Annotated in this window: 21 protein-coding genes and 3 tRNA genes; 9 read left to right on the top strand and 15 right to left on the bottom strand. The window is 37.5% G+C overall.

What is annotated here, in order from left to right:
- The first annotated feature begins 95 nt into the window (after nt 1-95).
- The 3 genes from V7D82_RS08690 to V7D82_RS08680 all read left to right on the top strand — a co-directional run bounded on the left by V7D82_RS08690 (nt 96) and on the right by V7D82_RS08680 (nt 403).
- Nucleotides 96-179 (top strand) — tRNA-Ser (locus V7D82_RS08690).
- Between the two features lie 49 nt (nt 180-228).
- A tRNA-Pro gene (locus tag V7D82_RS08685) sits at nt 229-303 on the top strand.
- 26 nt (nt 304-329) lie between these two features.
- Nucleotides 330-403, top strand: a tRNA-Arg gene (locus V7D82_RS08680).
- Nucleotides 404-512: 109 nt separating this feature from the next.
- Here the strand turns inward: V7D82_RS08680 and V7D82_RS08675 are convergent.
- Nucleotides 513-1,568, bottom strand: coding sequence for a DUF3810 domain-containing protein (locus V7D82_RS08675; protein WP_333600584.1), 1,056 nt, complete (start codon nt 1,566-1,568; stop codon nt 513-515).
- Between the two features lie 97 nt (nt 1,569-1,665).
- Between V7D82_RS08675 and V7D82_RS08670 the strand changes: the two genes are divergently transcribed.
- On the top strand, nt 1,666-3,129 hold the full coding sequence (locus V7D82_RS08670; protein ID WP_333600583.1) for an aminoacyl-histidine dipeptidase: 1,464 nt from the start codon (nt 1,666-1,668) through the stop codon (nt 3,127-3,129).
- A 49-nt stretch (nt 3,130-3,178) separates the two neighbouring features.
- On the opposite strand, the gene V7D82_RS08665 is transcribed toward V7D82_RS08670, so the two are convergent.
- The gene (locus tag V7D82_RS08665) at nt 3,179-4,042 is read right to left on the bottom strand and encodes an AraC family transcriptional regulator (protein ID WP_333600582.1); all 864 of its coding nucleotides are present in this window, start codon (nt 4,040-4,042) and stop codon (nt 3,179-3,181) included.
- Nucleotides 4,043-4,124: 82 nt separating this feature from the next.
- Here V7D82_RS08665 and V7D82_RS08660 point away from each other — a divergent pair, with 82 nt between their 5' ends.
- Nucleotides 4,125-4,487 (top strand): DUF983 domain-containing protein, encoded by a 363-nt coding sequence (locus V7D82_RS08660; protein ID WP_333600581.1) that lies wholly within the window; start codon nt 4,125-4,127, stop codon nt 4,485-4,487.
- 30 nt (nt 4,488-4,517) lie between these two features.
- Here V7D82_RS08660 and V7D82_RS08655 read toward each other — a convergent pair whose 3' ends face one another.
- From V7D82_RS08655 to V7D82_RS08635, 5 genes are all read right to left on the bottom strand, one after another.
- Nucleotides 4,518-4,796: a hypothetical protein gene (locus V7D82_RS08655; RefSeq protein ID WP_333600580.1), complete on the bottom strand. Its 279-nt coding sequence runs from the start codon at nt 4,794-4,796 to the stop codon at nt 4,518-4,520.
- Nucleotides 4,797-4,802: 6 nt separating this feature from the next.
- On the bottom strand, nt 4,803-5,609 hold the full coding sequence (locus tag V7D82_RS08650; protein ID WP_333600579.1) for a hypothetical protein: 807 nt from the start codon (nt 5,607-5,609) through the stop codon (nt 4,803-4,805).
- A gap of 315 nt (nt 5,610-5,924) precedes the next feature.
- Nucleotides 5,925-6,470, bottom strand: coding sequence for a PepSY-associated TM helix domain-containing protein (locus tag V7D82_RS08645; RefSeq protein ID WP_333600578.1), 546 nt, complete (start codon nt 6,468-6,470; stop codon nt 5,925-5,927).
- A 3-nt stretch (nt 6,471-6,473) separates the two neighbouring features.
- On the bottom strand, nt 6,474-8,684 hold the full coding sequence (locus V7D82_RS08640) for a TonB-dependent siderophore receptor (protein ID WP_333600577.1): 2,211 nt from the start codon (nt 8,682-8,684) through the stop codon (nt 6,474-6,476).
- 175 nt (nt 8,685-8,859) lie between these two features.
- Nucleotides 8,860-9,333, bottom strand: a complete 474-nt coding sequence (locus V7D82_RS08635) for a DUF6265 family protein (protein ID WP_333600576.1) — start codon at nt 9,331-9,333, stop codon at nt 8,860-8,862.
- Between the two features lie 107 nt (nt 9,334-9,440).
- On the opposite strand from V7D82_RS08635, the gene prfA reads away from it, so the two are divergent.
- Nucleotides 9,441-10,514 (top strand): peptide chain release factor 1, encoded by a 1,074-nt coding sequence (gene prfA, locus V7D82_RS08630; protein WP_333600575.1) that lies wholly within the window; start codon nt 9,441-9,443, stop codon nt 10,512-10,514.
- A gap of 50 nt (nt 10,515-10,564) precedes the next feature.
- Here prfA and V7D82_RS08625 read toward each other — a convergent pair whose 3' ends face one another.
- The 6 genes from V7D82_RS08625 to V7D82_RS08600 form a co-directional block, all read right to left on the bottom strand.
- A complete protein-coding gene (locus V7D82_RS08625) occupies nt 10,565-11,107 on the bottom strand; it encodes a hypothetical protein (protein ID WP_333600574.1) in 543 nt (180 codons plus the stop codon).
- Nucleotides 11,108-11,146: 39 nt separating this feature from the next.
- The gene (locus V7D82_RS08620; RefSeq protein WP_333600573.1) at nt 11,147-11,299 is read right to left on the bottom strand and encodes a lmo0937 family membrane protein; all 153 of its coding nucleotides are present in this window, start codon (nt 11,297-11,299) and stop codon (nt 11,147-11,149) included.
- A 35-nt stretch (nt 11,300-11,334) separates the two neighbouring features.
- A complete protein-coding gene (locus V7D82_RS08615) occupies nt 11,335-11,754 on the bottom strand; it encodes a hypothetical protein (protein ID WP_333600572.1) in 420 nt (139 codons plus the stop codon).
- 155 nt (nt 11,755-11,909) lie between these two features.
- Nucleotides 11,910-13,700: a sensor histidine kinase gene (locus V7D82_RS08610; RefSeq protein WP_333600571.1), complete on the bottom strand. Its 1,791-nt coding sequence runs from the start codon at nt 13,698-13,700 to the stop codon at nt 11,910-11,912.
- 12 nt (nt 13,701-13,712) lie between these two features.
- Nucleotides 13,713-14,159 carry a response regulator gene (locus tag V7D82_RS08605; RefSeq protein ID WP_333600570.1) on the bottom strand — a complete coding sequence of 149 codons (447 nt, stop codon included), beginning with the start codon at nt 14,157-14,159 and terminating at the stop codon, nt 13,713-13,715.
- A 6-nt stretch (nt 14,160-14,165) separates the two neighbouring features.
- On the bottom strand, nt 14,166-14,723 hold the full coding sequence (locus tag V7D82_RS08600) for a helix-turn-helix domain-containing protein (protein WP_333600569.1): 558 nt from the start codon (nt 14,721-14,723) through the stop codon (nt 14,166-14,168).
- A gap of 258 nt (nt 14,724-14,981) precedes the next feature.
- On the opposite strand from V7D82_RS08600, the gene pyrF reads away from it, so the two are divergent.
- The gene (gene pyrF / locus V7D82_RS08595) at nt 14,982-15,797 is read left to right on the top strand and encodes an orotidine-5'-phosphate decarboxylase (RefSeq protein WP_333600568.1); all 816 of its coding nucleotides are present in this window, start codon (nt 14,982-14,984) and stop codon (nt 15,795-15,797) included.
- A gap of 6 nt (nt 15,798-15,803) precedes the next feature.
- Nucleotides 15,804-16,613, top strand: a complete 810-nt coding sequence (locus V7D82_RS08590; protein WP_333600567.1) for an ABC transporter substrate-binding protein — start codon at nt 15,804-15,806, stop codon at nt 16,611-16,613.
- 158 nt (nt 16,614-16,771) lie between these two features.
- Here V7D82_RS08590 and V7D82_RS08585 read toward each other — a convergent pair whose 3' ends face one another.
- Nucleotides 16,772-17,491, bottom strand: a complete 720-nt coding sequence (locus V7D82_RS08585) for a DUF4197 domain-containing protein (RefSeq protein ID WP_333600566.1) — start codon at nt 17,489-17,491, stop codon at nt 16,772-16,774.
- A 51-nt stretch (nt 17,492-17,542) separates the two neighbouring features.
- Nucleotides 17,543-18,397 (bottom strand): formyltetrahydrofolate deformylase, encoded by an 855-nt coding sequence (gene purU / locus V7D82_RS08580; protein ID WP_333600565.1) that lies wholly within the window; start codon nt 18,395-18,397, stop codon nt 17,543-17,545.
- Nucleotides 18,398-18,549: 152 nt separating this feature from the next.
- Between purU and V7D82_RS08575 the strand changes: the two genes are divergently transcribed.
- Nucleotides 18,550-19,605 (top strand): cobalamin-dependent protein (locus V7D82_RS08575; protein ID WP_333600564.1); only part of this gene is annotated, 1,056 nt, incomplete at its 3' end.

The following is a 19,605-nucleotide window of genomic DNA, read 5'->3' as shown; positions in this document are numbered from 1 at the left end:
CTAAAAAAAGAAATGAAATAGTTGTAAATTATAGAATGATAAATTACATTTGCAACCGCTTAAAGAAAATGTTCTTTTACAAATTGAAAATTATAGGAGAGGTGCCAGAGCGGTAATGGAGCAGATTGCTAATCTGTCGACGGGTAACCGTCGCCAGGGTTCGAGTCCCTGTCTCTCCGCTTTTTAGGTTTTGTGTAACCTGATTATCTGACCACAGATATGAATACACGGGGTGTAGCGTAGCCCGGTTATCGCGCCTGCTTTGGGAGCAGGAGGCCGCAGGTTCGAATCCTGCCACCCCGACAATTTTCAAGACATTTACTTTGCATGGTTCCATAGCTCAGCTGGATAGAGCAACTGCCTTCTAAGCAGTAGGTCGAAGGTTCGAATCCTTCTGGGATCACGAATAAATACAATAGCCTTAAAAAAATATCCAAGCTTGCTTGAGTATTTTTTTAAGGCTATTGTATTTTCAAAGCGGAGCTTTGAAGGCTCTGCGAAGCAAATCCTTTTTACTTTAAATCCTTGTCTTTATAGTAATTAATCAACAGGTTGACATACTTGCTGTAACTTTCGATGCCGTCCTTTTGCTGATTCGTTTTCAAAAATTGGTCGTAGAAAATATGAAACCCTTTGTCAATAAAGGTGTCGTATTGTTCCCAAAAGCGTTCGCTTTCTTTATAGTTTTCAAAAATCCCCGGATTGACAGTTGGTTGTAAAATTTTGAATCGGGCTTCGTCTTTCATGATGAGATTGCCTAAGCAATAGTGCAGCGCTGCGGTATAAGCGGCATATTGAAAATACAAATCCTTGTTTTTAATGCAAGCCAGGAAACCGATGAAATTGCATTCGCTTTCGCTGGCATAGCCAATTTGATGCGCCATTTCGTGACAAATGACATACGGAAAACCATAGAGGGGTAATTTGTAATTCACCTGAGATTCATTGGTAAACGGATTCAAATAACCGCCAAACCCCATATAAGTAAGCGGTAAGCTAATCAATGATTTTTTTCGACTCGGAATTTCGTACTTGAAAAACGGGTATTCATTGGCTAAAACATCATAGCCATTTTGGGTCATGCTGAATATACTATCCTGCGAATACGGATTGGTTACTTTTTTGTTTTTATCGTGTGTGATTTGGAACTGCACCTCGTTGGTTTTGGCAATTAATTTTTTAGTAAAAGCGAACAAATTTTCGTTGGTATAATCCCGTTGGATGTTCATCTTTTCAAACAAAGGCTCGCGGTAATAATTGAAAGCCCAGAGCAAATGAAACAAAAAGTAAAACACCGAAAGGAAACTCAACACAGGCCATACTTTATTTTTCCAGGAAAGTTTTCTGTTTTTGTAAAACCAATGCATGCCATAAACAATTACGATTCCATAAAGAATATCGCCAATAGAGAAAGGAATTTTACCTAAAACGGTTCTCGAAAAACGAGAAACGTATACATACAAACCATTGCTGTAAAAGTGCTCTACAGTTTCGGGGAAAAAAGCTAAAAACCTCAGAAAGACAATCTGAAACAGTAAAAATGCAGGAAGAAGATGTTTGCGTTTCAAAGCCAATTTTTTAATTGTAAATATAATCACAATATCAATTCGTCAAGAAACTAAACTTTGTAACTTTGTGCCTCGACATTAAAAAATAACAACTATAATGAGCCAAGAAATTAGAAACCTTGAACCGAAAGCCCTTTGGAACAAGTTCGCCGATCTGAATGCTGTACCGCGTCCGTCAAAAAAAGAAGAGCGTGTGATTGAATTCATGAAAAACTTCGGAAACAGTTTAGGATTGGAAACTTTTGAAGACGATATCCGCAATGTAATCATCAGAAAACCTGCTACACCGGGTATGGAAAACCGTAAAACCGTTGTGCTGCAAGGGCATTTGGATATGGTGCACCAAAAAAATAACGACACCAATTTTGACTTTGACAAACAAGGCATCGACATGTATGTGGATGGTGACTGGGTTCGTGCCAAAGGAACAACGCTTGGTGCTGATAACGGGCTAGGAGTAGCTGCTATCATGGCGATTTTGGAAAGCAAAGACATTCCGCATCCGGCTATTGACGCGTTATTTACCATAGACGAAGAAACCGGAATGACCGGTGCTTTAAACTTAAAAGGCGGCATTTTGAAAGGAGAAATCCTATTGAATTTAGATACAGAAGAAGACGATGAAATTGATATTGGTTGTGCCGGTGGCATTGATGTTACCGCAACCAGAAAATACAATGAAGAAGAAACTCCAGAAGGTTCGGTTGGGTACACCATTACCGTAAAAGGCTTGAATGGCGGGCACTCCGGGATGGATATTCATAAAGGATTGGGTAATGCCAACAAAATCATGAACCGTTTATTATTCGACGGTTTTGAGAATTTTGGATTACAGATTTCGGAAATCAGTGGCGGTAGTTTGCGCAATGCGATTCCGCGTGAAAGTGTAGCGAAAGTAATAGTTGCCGGGATGTATGATGAAGCATTCGTGTTTGACATGCAGGAAATCATTACCGATATCAAAACGGAATATAAAACCATGGAGCCCAATCTTACTATCGAAATCGTGAAAAGCGATTTGCCAACTAAGGTTATGGATTTAGGCGTTCAGGAAGGCTTGCTGCGTTCGATTTATGCAGCGCATAATGGCGTTTACCGCATGAGTGCCGACATGGCTGACTTGGTGGAAACCTCTAACAACATTGCCCGAGTGATAGTGAAAGACGGTGAAATTTCGATTCAGAATTTGACGCGTTCTTCCGTAGAAAGTTCTAAAATGGACTTAGCCAACGGCTTGCGTTCGGCCTATGAATTGTTTGGTTGCGAAGTGGAATTCTCAGGAAGTTATCCGGGTTGGACTCCGAATGTAAACTCAGAAATCTTAGAGGTTTTGGTCAATATTTATGAAAAACAAAATGGCGCCAAACCCAATGTAGTAGCCTGTCACGCCGGATTGGAATGTGGAATCCTTGGAACGAATTATCCGGGAATGGATATGATTTCCTTTGGACCAACCATTCACGGGGCGCACAGTCCTGATGAAAGAGCTTCGATCAAATCGTCTCAAAAATTCTGGAAGTTTTATTTGGAGATATTAGCCAATATTCCGGTGAAGAATTAGATTAGAATATTAAATAGATAGAAAAACCGCTTAGTGATAGGCGGTTTTTTTATTTCAAATTATTTCTAAATTCACGAGGCGTTATTCCGGCTTGCTTTTTAAAGAGTTTGGTGAAATAGGAATAATTGTCAAAACCCAATGTATCCGCTACTTGGTTGACAGATTTGGTGGGATTAATCAAAAGCCGTTTGGCTTCCAGTATAACGCGTTTACTAATGAGTTCGGTTACGGTTTGATTGAGAATGTCTTTGCAGATTCGATTTAAATGCTTGAGCGTGATGTTCATTTTGGCAGCGTAGAACGAAGGTGATTTTTCGGTTTTGTAAAACTGTTCCAAAAACTGCTCAAACTGGTGGATTTTGTAATTATAGGAATGTGTAATGTGATTAGTTTCCGAAAGGTATTTTCTCGAAATTTCAATGTGAATGCAATCCAGTAAATTCAAAAGTTTGTCTTCTTTTTTTGGGAAATGATTTTGATTTTCGGCCAGCATTAAATCGAAGTAAGGTTTGATTTGTGCTAGTTCATTCGCTTCAAAAACGATTTCCGGTTGGTTCATCGCCAATTGGTAAAAAGGATAGTCTTCAATTTTTGTATTACCAAAATGCAAGTTGTAAATCTCCTGCGAATAAAAAACGATATAGCCTTCAATGTCAGGCGACAATTGCCAGTTATGCATTTGTCCCGGTTGTAGCACAAACAAACTTCCGGGTTTGATCTCGAATTTAGCAAAATCAATTTCGTGGATACCGCTTCCTTTGGTGAATAACACTAATAAGTAAAAGTTGTGCCGATGCGGTTTTTCAATGAAACTGTGCGTTTCCAGGTGTTTTTTAAACGAATTGACATACAAATCCTTCGGGCTTATCGGCGCCGTGAAATTTTGAATGCTATAAACGGGATTTTTTTTCAAAATGTCTTTATTGTGCTAGTATTGGCGAATTTACTAAACATTTGGTTACCAATTGCAACTTACCTTTGTATAAAAATAAATCATGTTAAATAGTCTGTACCATATTTTCCGCAACGAATGTCCCAATTGTCACAAAGGCAAAGTGTTTGCCGATAAAAGTTTCTTCTTTAGCTTTGGTTTTCCAAAGATGCACGAACACTGCAGTCATTGTCATTTTAAATTTGAAAAAGAACCCGGTTACTTCTTTGGCGCTATGTTTGTCAACTACGCACTGACGGTAGGGCAGGGCATCCTAACGTATTTTATCGCGAGTCCTTTTTTTAAAGAAACGTTCGACTTAAGAATCATTCCGATTATTGGTGTGGTCATAGTGTTGCTGAGTTGTTTCAACATTCGGCTTTCGAGGATGATTTGGATATATATGTTTAAAAATTATTCGATGTAAAATAAAAAAAGCTCCCAAATGGGAGCTTTTTTATTTTGGTGCGTTGACTAAATAATCATAAATCAATTGTTTCTGATTGTTGTCTATTTTGGAACGCAACTGCATCTCGTCAAGATTATGTTGCCAGGCTACAGCATCATATTGATTGGGTAAATACAACTGATGGCAACTAGAGCAACTGCTAACATACAATTCCCTTCCTTTTTTAAGGTTTTCAACCGAAACGGAATTCGCTTCCTGCACTGGTACATACAATTGTGAGCTACAGGAAATCAGCAATAAAGCAGGGAAAATTAATAGTTTTTTCATCGGATATTATTTAAACCAATACGAAAATAACACTCTGAAATTATTTTTGGTAAATTCATCAACATTTAATCCTTTTGATCCGTCAGGATTATGCAATCCAACAATTTGCGGGGAATAGGAAAGGTTGATCCAAAAACTATCCACATGATATTCCAAACATGGCCCTGCAAAAATAGCAGAATGCGTGGCATGATCTTCGTTATAGTACACATTTCGTTCTAAAAATTCAGCGCCAAGATTCCATTTGTTGGAAAGCATGTAAGAAGCACCATAATTGAAGTCGTATTTTGTGGCTTGATTCGTTTTCATTTTTCCGTCAACAGTGGTTGTTTCCCATTCTTCTTCTACCACTAAGTTTAAAGCATGAAGGGTATTGCCAATTTTTTTGTCAAAAATGGCTTTTAGTTCCAATTCTAATTCGTCTGTAGCTACTGTAATTTCAGCATAACCGGCAAATCCTATTTTGTTAGCCACCGGATCTGAAAATTTGTATTTCCATTCGTTAGAAAATGAAATTTCGGTTGGTTCCATAACTATTTCACCGGTAATGTCATCATAAAAAGCATTTTGTTTGGAATTCAGATAAAAGGACATTTGAAGATTAGAACCTAAACCAACTTCATATTCCACTCGGTTTTCCAATTGTCTGTAGTAATCATTTTTGCCGGTATTAACAGAAGTCCACACTTCAATTTCTTTCACGCCTTTATTCAAAACGTTACTCTGATAGGTGTAGTTAAAAACTCTGTCCTGAGCCATCAAACTCACCGAACTTAAAAGTGCAATTGCTGTTATTCTAAAAATCGTTTTCATTATATAAATTAAAAAAATTAAGGTAATTCTATTTGTGGTAGCCGTCGGTCAATGTTTTCAGGAATGCGACTAAATTTTGTTCATCAAAGAAACCGATGGATAACTGGCTTGAAAAATGAACTATGAGAATAAATTCAGCATTCACTATTTAGATTTATTAAAAATAAAGCGCAAATATATTTTCTCTTTTTGAAAACACAAATTTTATTTAGACTTATTTTAAATAATATTTTTAATCAATTGATTTCGTGTTTGTTGGAATTGTTAGTTTTAATTGGTTTCCAATAAAAGAGCTCCCGAATTCGGGAGCTTTATCTAAACAAACAATAAAATGAGCAGCGGAACCAGTAGCCCGGCCAGAGCCAGTTTCCAACCGCGTCTTTTAAAAGTAAACTTTCCAACAGGAATCATAATAGCGCCGGTAATGGCAATAGTTATCAGGGATACTCCGAAGATGTCCGAATAATAAATCCACCAGTTGGAAGTGTTTTTGTGCAGTTTCATCATTTGACTGATGATAGGCGTTTTGATATAAGAAACAATTTCACCTTTTCCGGTTTTCATGTCAATTTCCACATCGTGTTTTTCGAAAGAGATTTTAAATTGGTCTTCATCCACTTTGTTGCGGCGCATTTTATCGTCTATGCCCAATTGTTTGCCCAAAGTTTCGGCATACTCATCATTGATTTTATCTTTTGACGGTAATTTGACTTCTACTTTTTTGGTTTCAATCGTGTATTTTTCAGCATGCCAGCTTTCACGGTGATTCATCAGAATTCCGGAAAAAGCAAAGGAGATAATCAGGCCAATGTAAAAGTAACCCAGGTCACGGTGAAGATTGCGGATGGTGGCTTGTTTCATTTTTTAGAAATTATAATTAACAGATACGGAATAATTGGTTGGTGCTATTGGATTCACACTATTGTCATCGTGAACGTTATAACTCAAGACATCAAAAATATTACTTATTTTTCCTCTCAAAGTTAATTGATGGTATTTATAACTGATGGTTGCATCCGATTGGAAATAATCAGGTAGCTGAACCGGTTTTCTCGGATCGGTTGGTGTCGTTAAATTAGTCGAACGCCCGGCATAACGAACTCCAATGTACGAATTGATAAGTCCCAGATTCATACCTTTTAGTTTTCCTTTACTAAAGGTGTAATTGAAATTCAGGTTCGCCGTATTTTTTGGCATGTACAATATCTGACTGCCCACTATGTAGATATTACTGGCGGTGTATTTTATTTCGGTAAAGCTATACCCACCCATAATAGAAAGTCCTTTTACCGGATTGGCTACCAAATCAATTTCAACTCCTTGGCTTTTGGTACCGCCGGATAGTTCTTTATAGGTTGCATCAACTAAGGAAGTTTGTGCCAAATTGTTGTTTTCTATTTGATACAAAGTAAGGTTGGCAAACAATCGTTCTTTAAATAATTGGTTCTTAATTCCCAGTTCGTATTGTTTGATGATGGAGGGTTTCAAGGCTTCTTTAGTAGCATAATCCAAACCGGCATTAGGCACAAAAGAAGTAGAGTAGGAGGCAAAAAGGGAATGATTTTCGTTAGGCTGGTAAATAAGCCCCAATCTTGGAGAAAAAGCTTTGTCGTATTGTTTGGTAGTAACATCGGTTTCCGGTTTTGGAGATGGATTTACCACAGCATAAGTTAACACTTCATTTTCGGTATCCTGATAGCTGTAACGGATTCCAGCCAAAGCTTTGAAATACTTATTAAGACTTACTAAATCCTGTACAAAAGCACCAATTCTTTTTATCGGAGCGGTGGTTAATGACGTTTTGTCCATGTTCGGAATATCACTTCGGGCTGTGCCTAAATCGGTTGTGAAAATGTTTATGACATCGTATTCATTTCGATACGATTTTGTCGGATTTTTATAAGTTGACGCTAAGGTTTCGGTTTTATAAGTATCAGTATCAATGCCAAAAAGCAGTTGATGATTTACTTTCCAGGTTTTGAATTGGCCTTTAAGATTCAACTCTTGATACCAATAGTTGTCTTTAGCTTCCGAACGTTGCAATCCTCTTGTCCAGTCGCCATTGGCCTGCATAGAAGTAATAGGAGAATTAGGTCTGGTGTTGGCAAACAAATCGGTTTTGTAATAGCGCAACGAGTTGATGAAAGACAAATCCCAATTGTCTGATAACTGGTGTTTTACGGTGGTGGTCAACGACGCCTGCTCTGATTTTACATAGCCCCACGATACGCCCACAAAGCGGCTTCTGGGTAAATCAACCAATTCATAGTTGATAATTCCGGCACCAAAATCGGGAGTTCTTTGGTCTTTGATATAATCGGCTTCTACCAATAATGACGTCTTTTCTGTGAAATTAATCAAAAGAGATGGATTCACATATTTGGTTTCTGAACTTACGCCGGTTCTGAAACTATTGGCTTGTGTATTGGCACCATTTATTCTGAAAGCTATTTTTTTGCTGTTACCAATGGGGCCATAAACATCAAATGTTGTTTTATAAGCATCAAAACTTCCCACACCAATACCTACTTCAGCTCCGTAATCAAATTTTGGTTTTTTGGTCACCAAATTGATAACGCCACCGGCTGTAACATTTCCAAATAAAATGGCAGCGCTTCCTTTTAAAAATTCAACTTTTTCAATACCACTCAACTCTGTCGGCATGCCATTAAAATACCGGACACCATTTTTGAAAGTATTGGTGCTTCCCATTTGGTAGCCACGCGAGGCAATTTCTTCCTGATAGCCACCTGTATTTCCCATGATATAAACACCGTTGGTGTTTTTTAAAACATCGGTCATAGTGCTCACTTGCTGATTTTGTAATGTGGCTTGGGTAACAACGGCAACACTTTGTGGCAAATCCATTGGTTTTATACCTGATTTCCCAACGGTCACTGGTGATTTTTGTTGATTCGAAGTCACAATGACTTCCTGCAGAATTTCTCCTTTTTTGTTTTTTACGGTATCATTAAAGGCAAGTAATTCTTCTTTTTCGGATTTGTAGCTTTCTTGTGCAAAAGCGGATACACTAAGGATAAGTGTTAAGGCTAAGATTGGGATATGTTTTTGCATTTATTTAGAATAATTAAAAATAGTGATGCAAATATAGAAACCGAAATTGAAATCACAAAGCTTATTTAGACTAAATATAAATAATATTTTTTATCTGCTTGATTCCGTATATTTTACAAATGAAAAAAACCTCCCGACAACGAGAGGTTTGATGATATTGGGAGCAATAAAAAGCTTATTTCTTTTGCATCGGGTAGCTTTCCTGACTGTCTTTTCCTTGTTGTTTGCCCGAAATACTGGCCACTAAACTGGTTGCATTGACTTTTTTATAAGTGATTTTCTGCGGATAATCATGCGCAGGATTTTCGAACGTAAATACATTTTCGGTATCCGAAGTCAATTTGAAATCAACCGGCTCGTCATTGTTTTGTCCGGGAACGGTAGCGGTGTAAATCAATTCTTCGGCTTTTTGGCTTAGTTTGATGCTTTCAAAATGTACTGTGTCTTTTGGATTGATAAAATAACTATCCCCACTGAAGGTACTATCGTTCTCTTTTTTCCAATTTTCTACCAATAAGCCATCTGGTAATTTTTGTTCCCAATGGCCAACCAGCCAGTTCATTTTTTCAAGTTTGTCGAATTGTTTTTCTGATTTTTTTTGACAGGAAACCAATAATAGTATGGATAGTATAGCGATAACGGTTTTCATTTTCTTCTTTTTAAATTACTATACAATACTATAAAAAATCTGCCACCCGAACACCGCTTATTGTACAGTTTTTTTACTATTTTTGCACCCGAAATAAAGAACACAAAATGTTAGAGAGATTACAATATGTAAAACAACGTTTCGACGAGATTTCGGATTTGATTATTCAACCCGATGTTATCTCCGATCAGAAGCGTTATGTGCAGTTAAATCAGGAATACAAAGGGCTGAAAGCGTTAATGGAAAAACGTGATGAATATGTTACTCTTGACGCCAATATAAAAGAAGCCAACGAAATTCTGGCAGATGGCTCTGATGCTGAAATGGTTGAAATGGCCAAAATGCAACTGGACGAGGCCAAAGAACGCTTGCCGCAACTGGAAGAAGAAATCAAATTTATGTTGATTCCGAAAGATCCGGAAGATGCTAAAAACGTAATGGTCGAAATTCGTGCCGGAACAGGTGGTGATGAAGCTTCTATTTTTGCCGGTGATCTATACCGTATGTATACCAAATACTGTGAAAGCCGTGGATGGAGAACTTCTGTGGTGGATATGAACGAAGGAACTTCGGGTGGTTTTAAAGAGGTGATTTTTGAAGTAACCGGAGAAGATGTTTACGGAACCTTGAAGTTTGAAGCAGGTGTTCACCGGGTACAACGTGTACCACAAACGGAAACGCAAGGACGTGTACACACCTCAGCAGCAACCGTAATGGTTTTACCGGAAGCCGAAGAATTTGATGTGCAAATTGATATGAATGATGTGCGTGTGGATTTCTTTTGTTCGTCAGGACCTGGTGGGCAATCGGTAAATACTACGAAATCGGCGGTGCGTTTGACACACATTCCATCTGGATTGGTGGCGCAATGTCAGGATCAAAAATCACAACACAAGAATAAAGATAAAGCCTTGGAAGTATTGCGTTCACGTTTGTACGAACAAGAATTAGCCAAAAAACAAGCCGAAGATGCTACCAAGCGTACTTCTCAGGTAAGTTCAGGTGACCGTTCGGCTAAAATCCGTACTTATAATTATGCACAGGGTCGTGTTACGGATCACCGAATTGGACTGGATGTTTTTGATATGGATGGTGTGATGAATGGAAAAATTCAAAAATTTGTTGACGAACTTCAAATGGTCAACAATATGGAAAAACTAAAAGAAAGCGAAGTTTTCTAAATAAAAAAAAGGGCTAACATAATGTTAGCCCTTTTTTGTGCTTATCAAATTTATAGCCTAAATCCGTAAGCGATTCTCAAAGCAATTTGTCCCAAACCTGTATCTTCGACATCATTTTTTAGCACCGGAAAATCAGTATAATGTTCGTAACGCAAACTGATATCAATTTTTTCGGTAGCATATCCTATTCCCGGACTAATAAGGAATGAGGTTTTGTCATAACCATTGGTCACCGCAAAAGCAGCACCCACTTCGCCTAGCAAATAAAGTTTGTCTTTCAGAACAAAGGCTTTAAAACCACCTTTTACCGGAATATACCCCAAATCATTGTCTTTCCCGCTAACAAAAAAGTTGCTGAAACCCGTAGTGAAAGTCAATGAATATCGGGTAGATAAATCATATTGAATTCTGACATCGGCTCCCAAATTGTAATCATAAGGATCCTGAAGCGGAAGGCCTCCATTGATTCCAAATCCTAAACGAAAACCTTGGTCGTAATTTTTCTTTTCTGCTTCTTGAGCATAAGTTGTAACCGAGCCTAACAGACATAAGATTACAGCTATCTTAACTGAATTTCTAAAAATAGTTTTCATGGTGTTTAATTTAAATGATTTTTTAGTGTCGTTTTCTATCTATATCTCTTTTCCTTTTATGATTCTGAGCAATATGGCAATTACAGCAATTACTAATAATATATGGATTATGGATCCTAAATTGTAAACGAAGAACCCTAGAGCCCAAAGTATTACTAATACAACTGCTATGGTGTAAAGTAAATTTTGCATGATATTCTTTTTTTAAATGGTTACTGTTTGATTGTTTATTCTATGGATACAGTTGAATTTTCAGCATTCAATGTTTGTAAAGGTCTTTTAATTCTGCCTTTCGGATTGTATGGAAATTCTTTGCGGTGTTCTTTGATGTGTATTTGCGGCTCTTCATCGTTGGCGATAGTCACCAGTACTCTTTCATTTTTAAAAAGCGAATAACCACCATAATACTGAGGTAGTTCCTCCGATACTATCCAATCTTTACCTAATTGATAGTGATACCTCTTTTTTTCAATATCAAAATACACTTGCATGTTGGGAAAATAGTAATACGACGTTAGGCTTTTGAGAGTAGTATTGGCTTCGTCACACATTGATGCTGAATTTTCAGATTCATTATCTAATGCTTTTTGAGCTGTCCCAGTTGTTGCAAGAACTGCTAAAAACAAAAGGGTGATATACTTTTTCATGGGGGTGTTTTTAATGATTTAAGACACTACAAAGTTGCGAAGCATTCCTACGATTTGTGTTACAACAATTTTTGTAAATGTTATACAATTTCCATCAAAGCATAAAAAAATCCTATGGTTAGCATAGGATTAGGAAGTGAAAAAAGGGGAAAGTTTTAGCAGTTCTCAGACAGATAAATGGTAAAGACGGCACCCTCATTCGGTTCGCCTTTGGCAAAGATAAAGCCTTTGTGATTTTCTACGATTTTTTTGCAAATGGCCAAACCAATTCCGGTGCCGACATATTCATTTTTGTTGTGTAATCGATTGAATAGAATGAATATTTTCTCAGCGTATTCTTGCTCAAAACCAATGCCATTGTCTTCAAATGTAATTTTGGAAAATTTGTCTTTGGTGTTTTTCGGAATCAAATCTTCGTCTTGGGCTGTAACTCTTTCAAACGATATTTTAATTTCCGGCGCTACATTTTCTTTGCTGTATTTGAGCGAATTTCCAATAAGGTTAACAAATAACTGCTGGATTTGAAACGGAATTACCGTCATCGTTGGCAGAGTTTCACTGTGAATGACTGCCTTTTTTTCTTCAATAGATTGTGCCAAATCAAATTTGGCATTTTCCAATAAGTCGTTCAGATTTATGGTTTCAAAAGCTTTTTCAGTTTTAGTGGCCCGTGAATATTGTAATAAGTCATCAATAAGAATCCGCATGCGCTCTACCGATGAATTGATTCTGTCCATATAATCTTTGCCATTGTCGGTAAGATTTTGGTATTCTTTATCCGAAAGTCTTGAAACAAAAGTTTGAATTTTGCGCAAGGGTTCCTGCAAATCATGACTGGCCACATAGTTAAAGGCCAAAAGTTCTTTATTACTGGCTTCCAGTTCAATGTTTTGTTGTTCTAATGATAAAGAAGCCAGTACTTCCTCGGTTACATCGCTGGTAGTACCAATCAAAATCTTGTTGTCTGAGCGGTTGATAACGATTCTTCCGGTATTCCTAAAATAACGCAACTGATTGTCTTTTCTAATAATGCGATAAGTATACGGAGCCAAGTTGTCATTTTCGATGCGGTCTGTGGGTTCACCTTCAAAAAATGACAAATCTTCAGGATGCACAAACTTGATGAAATTTTCCCGATTCGCAATAAATGACTGTGGTTTGCAACCCAGTAATTGATAAACATTGTCCGAAAAAACAACTTCCTTAGTGTCTAAATTCAATTGCCAACTTCCAAAACTACCAACGATTTCTGCCAAATTACTCGACTCATTCAAAACTGTAAGCCGGTTATTGGCCAGTTGCATTTTATCCAAATCTTTGGTAATTCGGATATAAGAAACAGAAATTAGCAAAAGCGTAATCAGTAAGGTAATGTATATGAAAACCGGAGTGACTTTGATGGTGTCTTTATAACGCAATTCCCTTGCTTTTAATGTTTTTTTCTCAAACAAAATCATTTGATTTATCTGACTGCGAACACTATCCATGGTTTCTTTTCCGATGATTAGTTTTTCTTTTAAAGTTTTATCGGAAAGCGGTTTTTTCAGCGAAAGATGCAACGACAGGGAAAGATAATTTTGCCTTTTGCTGATGTAAAACTCCAATTTTCGCAGATTTTCTTCTTGTGCCGGATTGTCTTTCGTATAGCTTTTAACCAAAGCAAAAGAATGATCAATATTCTTTTTGGCATGTATATAAGGTTCTAAAAAGGTAGAATCTTTGGTAATCAAAAAACCGCGTTGCCCGGTTTCGGAGTCTTTTAAATAGGAAAACAATCGTTCTAATTCTAAGTTAACATCATAAGAATGATTGACCCATTTAGAAGAATTGTTGAGTAAGTTAATATGTTTAAAGGTTATGGCGGAAATGAAAAAAATAGCAAAAATAGAAACCACAAAAATACTCTTAAGAAAAACAGGCGATTTATAAAAGGTATTTAGTTTCATGATTCGGTTTTGTTATAATCGTAATAAAAAATTATCCTTGTTCAATCCCGAAGTATGATACTGCCAGTTAATGGTCACCACATCCGATAATACTTTTTTAAGTGTAGCAAAATCACTTGGTTTTTTGATGTAAATATTGGCCCCACTGACAAAAGTTTCCTCAATATGCTCCTCTGAAGAAGACGTTGAGAAGATAGCGATAGCAATATCATTGAACTTTTCGTTCTGTTTGATTTCGTGAAGACACTCAATTCCGTTTTTCTTGGGCATGTTCAAATCGAGAAACAGCACATTGGGTAAAATTGCATCGTCATGGTTTAGATAATCCATCAGTTCCACACCGTCATTAAAAGTGTTGACTTTGGTATTGATTTTTAATTCTTCAAAAGCATCGGTGAAAAATAACCTGTCGTCCTCGTCGTCATCCGCCAGGATAATATGAATATACTCCTTCTCCATAAATTATTATTTTTTGTTAGCTATTTCTCTTCGTTTGGTAATAATTCGCTGAAAAGCCGATGGCGTAATGCCGGTTACATTTTTAAATTGGGTACTCAAATGCGCCACACTCGAATAATTTAGTTGAAAAGCGATTTCAGTTAAACTCAAATCACTGCTCACAATCAGTTGCTTAGCGTGTTCAATTTTTTGCAGTATGATATAATTCTCGATAGAAGTATATGTCACATCTGAAAACAAATTGGAAAGATAGCCATAGCTGTGACTCAGTTTCTCGGCAAGATAAACAGAACTTTTTACATTGACTAGCTCCGGATTGTGAATCATTTCAATAATGGTGTCTTTTATTTTTTGAACCAAAATTGTTTTTTGATTCTCAATAATATCAATACCATATTCCTTTAATTCATTGGCGAATTCCGCAAAATTTGCAGTATCGATTTTTTCTAAAATTTCGACCTCACCAAAACCTAAGATTCGGTGTTTGATATGGTGTTTGATCAGCTTGTCTTCCAAGACTTTTCGGCAAACAGCATTAAAATCAAATTTGATGAAGATTTTCATAGCTTCGGATTTGGGTTTTAGTAATTGTAAAAGTAACAAAATAATTCCCATCAAAAAAGCCGTAACTGAATACGGCTTTTTTTTCTCTCTAACCCCAACTTTTTATTATTAGCCAAATGACAGTATGAAGTACTTATCGTTTGCTTTACAAAGATATTTCAGTACTGATTATCAAGGGTTACATAATTTCGGCGGAATGTTATAAAATTTTCACATTTCGGTTTCCAATTTGTAACTTTGCGCCACACAACTACCAAAATGACAACACAACAACTCGTTCAGCAAATCCGCCAAAAGCAATCCTTTCTCTGCATTGGTCTCGATGTAGATCTAACCAAAATTCCGCAGCACTTACTAAAATTTGAAGATCCCATTTTCGAATTCAACAAAGCCATCATCGATGCGACTCACGATTTATGTGTGGCGTTCAAACCTAATACCGCTTTCTACGAAGCTTATGGACTGAAAGGCTGGCAATCGCTGCAAAAAACCATTAATTACCTCAACGAAAAGCATCCGGAAATCTTCACCATTGCCGATGCCAAAAGAGGTGATATTGGTAACACCTCCACCATGTATGCCAAAGCTTTTCTGGAAGATTTAAACTTTGACAGCGTAACCGTGGCGCCTTATATGGGCAAAGATTCGGTGGAACCTTTTCTGGCTTTTGAAAATAAACATACCATTATGCTGGCGCTAACCTCCAATGAAGGGGCTTTCGATTTTCAGACTAAGAATATTGATGGCGAAGAATTATACAAAACCGTAATCAAAACTTCCAAAACCTGGAAAAACAGTCAGCACCTGATGTATGTTGTTGGCGCTACCAAAGCGGAATATTTCACCGAAATCCGCAAAATGGTACCTAACAGTTTCTTGTTGGTTCCCGGCGTTGGCGCTCAAGGCGGAAGCCTCTCCGAAGTTTGTGCTTATGGTATGAACGAAGACATTGGTTTGTTGATTAATTCCTCACGGGCGATTATTTATGCTGCTAACGGAACTGATTTTGCCGAAAAAGCCAGAGCAGCCGCTTTGGAAGTGCAGCAGGAAATGGCAACTATCATGAAATTCTAAATCAATTTGAAAACGTTCACAGACCAACTTGGAACTTTCCATACTTTTGAAACCGCCCCTAAGCGAATCGTTTCTTTGGTGCCATCGCAAACCGAATTGTTATACGATTTGGGTTTGGAAGAAAGCATTGTCGGGATTACCAAATTTTGCGTGCATCCGTTTCATTTCAAATCGACTAAGAAAATCATTGGCGGCACCAAGAAAGTTCATTTCGAGAAAATACGCTTGCTGCAACCGGATATTATTATTGCCAACAAAGAAGAAAATACTAAAGAAATTGTAGCAGAACTGTCTAAGATTTGCCCGGTTTGGGTAACAGATATCATTACCTTGGAAGACAATTTAAAAATGATAGCCGATTTCGGTCAGCTCTTTAACAAAAGAACCGAAGCCCAGAAATGGATAGACAAAATCAATTTTGGGTATCAGGATTTTCAGAATTTCATGACCGCAAAAGAACCACAAAAAGTGGCGTATTTCATTTGGGCCAATCCTTATATGGTGGCGGGTGGAGGTACTTTTATTAATGAATTGCTGAAGCTGAATAAGTTCGAAAACATCTACGACAATCATCCTAAATACGAAGGAAGATATCCGGAAATCATCATTCAGAAAATGCGAATTCAGGGCGATCCTGATTTAGTATTATTGTCTTCAGAACCTTTCCCGTTTACTGACGAACACGCTTTTGAATTGGGTCGTTTTACGCACCACGCGAAGACAGTTTTTGTTGATGGCGAAATGTTTTCCTGGTATGGCAGCCGCTTGCTCAAAGCGTTTGAATACTTCAAAAAAATCCACGAAAGTATTACATAAAAAAAATGCCGACACTCTAAGATATCGGCATTTTTAAACTAACCCTAACCAAAATAATAAAAAACCAAATTTATTACACCACAAAGATACTGTGACTATTTAGCTTCCGGTGTTAAGGTTATGTTATACTTATGTTATTGATTTCTAAAAATTTAGTTTTATTTTTTGTCCTGCATGGCAAACACTTGTTGCAATAGGGTTGAAGTTCTGGCTTTCAGATTGGTTCTGATGTCTTTTTCTTCCACCGCTATCATTTTGAAAACACCTTCCAGCGCTTTATTGGTAGTATAATCCGTCAAATCTGGATTTACTTTTTTAACTAATGGAAGGCTGTTGTATTTTGTAATAATGCTGGTCCAGACTTTATCGGCACCCACTTTGGCAAACGAATTTTTAATCACCGGATTAAATTTCGCGTAAAGCGGCGTAGTAGTAGTGTTTTGCAGATAAGTAGTCGCTGAACTTTCATTGCCCATCAATATCCCTTTGGCATCGTTAAAACTCATTCCTTTTACGGCATCCACAAAAATAGGAGTCGATTCTTTTACAGCATCTTCAGCAGCGCGATTCAGCATCAAAATACCTTTGTCTGCCAATGAACTTAATCCCACTTTTCTCAGTGTCTGATCTACTTTTTGTAACTCTTCTGGCATCAGAATTTTTACGGCTTCATTTTTATAAAAACCATCAACAGCCGTCAACTTGGATACTTGTTTTGAAATACCATTGTTAAGAGCTTCTTTTAAACCTCCGGCAATGTCAATACCGCCATTCGGATTGAGTTCCGGAAATTGATTCGCCATTTGTTGCATTTCGGCGCAACTCAACAATAGAAAACACATTGTAAAACCAAATGTAATAGATAGGAGCTTTTTCATAGGATAAATATTTTTTTCATTAGCCAACAAAAATAAAGCCAAAAATCCGAATTAGGCAAAAACAACGGTCTTATTATTATACACCATGGTCTTTCTTTCCGAATGTAATTTGATGGCTCTGGCCAATACCATACGCTCCAAATCCCTTCCTTTCATAATAAAATCATCAATAGAATGGCTGTGCGTAACTCGAGTAATATCTTGTTCAATAATAGGTCCTTCATCCAATTCCGCCGTAACATAATGACTGGTGGCGCCAATAATCTTTACGCCACGGTTAAAAGCCGAATGATAGGGTTTGGCTCCCGGGAATGCCGGTAAAAAGGAGTGATGAATGTTAATGATCCGGTTTTTATACTGTTCAATAACAGTAGGCGTAATGATTTGCATGTATCGAGCCAAAACAATAAAATCAACGGCATAAGCTTCTAAAATTTCGAGTTGCTTTTTTTCGCCTTCTTCTTTGTTGTCTTTGGTAAACGGCACATGGTAAAACGGAATGTCAAACCGGTTAGCTATAGGTTGTAAATCTTCGTGATTGCTTAGGATTAAAGGGATTTCGATGTTCAATTCGCCAGTACTGTAACGCGATAAAATATCATACAAACAATGGTCGTATTTCGAAACAAATAACGCCATCTTAGGTTTGTTTTGCTGCAAATGTACCGACCATGACATCGAGAAAGGAGTTGCCAGGTTTTCCTGAAAATTAGCTTTGATAGTTTCTAAATCGAAATGATTTTCGGTAAACTCACATTCCAATCGCATAAAAAACACATCCTGATCGCCATCAACATGCTGGTCAAGATAAACAATGTTGCCTTCTATAGAAGCTATGTAATTGGTTACCGCGGCAATGATTCCCTTTTGGTCTTTGCAGTGAATGAGGATGATGATCTTTTTCATAGGCCTAAAAAATTCGGTGTTGTTACTCTCAAATCTACTGTATTTTTTAAGAAATAAAAGCCTAGTGTTTATTTTTATGTTTTCTACGAAATCGTTGTAACAATTTTTATTTATTGCGTAAATTGCGGCACTAAAATTATCATATCCACAATATGGAACCACAAATCCCTTATATTCCAAAAAATAAAGTCCGAATCGTAACTGCTGCCTCTCTTTTTGACGGTCACGATGCTGCTATCAACATCATGCGACGCATCATTCAGGCCACCGGAGTGGAAGTCATTCACTTAGGTCACGACCGTAGCGTGGAAGAAGTAGTCAATACTGCCATTCAGGAAGATGCCAATGCCATTGCCATGACGTCTTACCAAGGCGGACATAACGAGTATTTCAAATACATGCACGATTTATTAAAGGAAAAGGGAGCCGGCCACATCAAGATTTTTGGTGGCGGTGGTGGCGTAATTTTACCAAGTGAAATTGCAGAACTACACGAATACGGAATCACCCGTATCTATGCTCCGGATGACGGTCGTGCCATGGGATTACAAGGTATGATTAATGACTTAGTTATGCAATCCGATTATCCTGTAGGTGATGTCTTGAATGGCGAAATCAATCATTTAGAAGAAAAAAATGCTACGTCCATTGCACGTGTTATTTCGGCCGCTGAGAATTTCCCGGATGTGGCTAAAGAAACCTTAGACGCCATTCACAAGAAAAACGAAACCACCCATATCCCGGTTTTAGGAATCACAGGTACCGGTGGTGCCGGAAAATCATCTCTAGTAGACGAATTGGTTCGTAGATTCCTGATTGATTTCCCGGAAAAAACTATTGGATTAATTTCCGTGGATCCATCAAAACGTAAGACAGGGGGAGCTTTGCTCGGAGACAGAATTCGTATGAATGCTATCAACAATCCAAGAGTGTATATGCGTTCGTTAGCCACGCGTCAGTCTAATTTGGCGTTGTCTAAATATGTAAACGAAGCCATTCAGGTATTGAAAGCTGCGAAATACGATATCATCATTTTAGAAACTTCGGGTATCGGACAAAGTGATACCGAAATTATAGAGCATTCAGATGTGTCGTTATATGTTATGACACCTGAATTCGGAGCCGCAACCCAATTAGAAAAAATCGACATGTTGGATTTTGCCGATTTGGTAGCGCTGAATAAATTCGACAAGCGCGGGGCTTTAGAC

Source organism: Flavobacterium sp. (assembly GCF_036741995.1).
In the GTDB taxonomy this organism is placed as follows: Bacteria; Bacteroidota; Bacteroidia; order Flavobacteriales; family Flavobacteriaceae; genus Flavobacterium.
This window is presented reverse-complemented; position numbering and strand designations above follow the sequence as displayed.

Coding starts and splice junctions, on each gene's coding strand:
- V7D82_RS08670 (WP_333600583.1), top strand. CDS start 1,666: ATGAGCCAAGAAATTAGAAACCTTGAACCGAAAGCCCTTTGGAACAAG.
- V7D82_RS08660 (WP_333600581.1), top strand. CDS start 4,125: ATGTTAAATAGTCTGTACCATATTTTCCGCAACGAATGTCCCAATTGT.
- V7D82_RS08655 (WP_333600580.1), bottom strand. CDS start 4,796: ATGAAAAAACTATTAATTTTCCCTGCTTTATTGCTGATTTCCTGTAGC.
- V7D82_RS08650 (WP_333600579.1), bottom strand. CDS start 5,609: ATGAAAACGATTTTTAGAATAACAGCAATTGCACTTTTAAGTTCGGTG.
- V7D82_RS08645 (WP_333600578.1), bottom strand. CDS start 6,470: ATGAAACAAGCCACCATCCGCAATCTTCACCGTGACCTGGGTTACTTT.
- V7D82_RS08640 (WP_333600577.1), bottom strand. CDS start 8,684: ATGCAAAAACATATCCCAATCTTAGCCTTAACACTTATCCTTAGTGTA.
- V7D82_RS08635 (WP_333600576.1), bottom strand. CDS start 9,333: ATGAAAACCGTTATCGCTATACTATCCATACTATTATTGGTTTCCTGT.
- prfA (WP_333600575.1), top strand. CDS start 9,441: ATGTTAGAGAGATTACAATATGTAAAACAACGTTTCGACGAGATTTCG.
- V7D82_RS08625 (WP_333600574.1), bottom strand. CDS start 11,107: ATGAAAACTATTTTTAGAAATTCAGTTAAGATAGCTGTAATCTTATGT.
- V7D82_RS08620 (WP_333600573.1), bottom strand. CDS start 11,299: ATGCAAAATTTACTTTACACCATAGCAGTTGTATTAGTAATACTTTGG.
- V7D82_RS08615 (WP_333600572.1), bottom strand. CDS start 11,754: ATGAAAAAGTATATCACCCTTTTGTTTTTAGCAGTTCTTGCAACAACT.
- V7D82_RS08610 (WP_333600571.1), bottom strand. CDS start 13,700: ATGAAACTAAATACCTTTTATAAATCGCCTGTTTTTCTTAAGAGTATT.
- V7D82_RS08605 (WP_333600570.1), bottom strand. CDS start 14,159: ATGGAGAAGGAGTATATTCATATTATCCTGGCGGATGACGACGAGGAC.
- V7D82_RS08600 (WP_333600569.1), bottom strand. CDS start 14,723: ATGAAAATCTTCATCAAATTTGATTTTAATGCTGTTTGCCGAAAAGTC.
- pyrF (WP_333600568.1), top strand. CDS start 14,982: ATGACAACACAACAACTCGTTCAGCAAATCCGCCAAAAGCAATCCTTT.
- V7D82_RS08585 (WP_333600566.1), bottom strand. CDS start 17,491: ATGAAAAAGCTCCTATCTATTACATTTGGTTTTACAATGTGTTTTCTA.
- purU (WP_333600565.1), bottom strand. CDS start 18,397: ATGAAAAAGATCATCATCCTCATTCACTGCAAAGACCAAAAGGGAATC.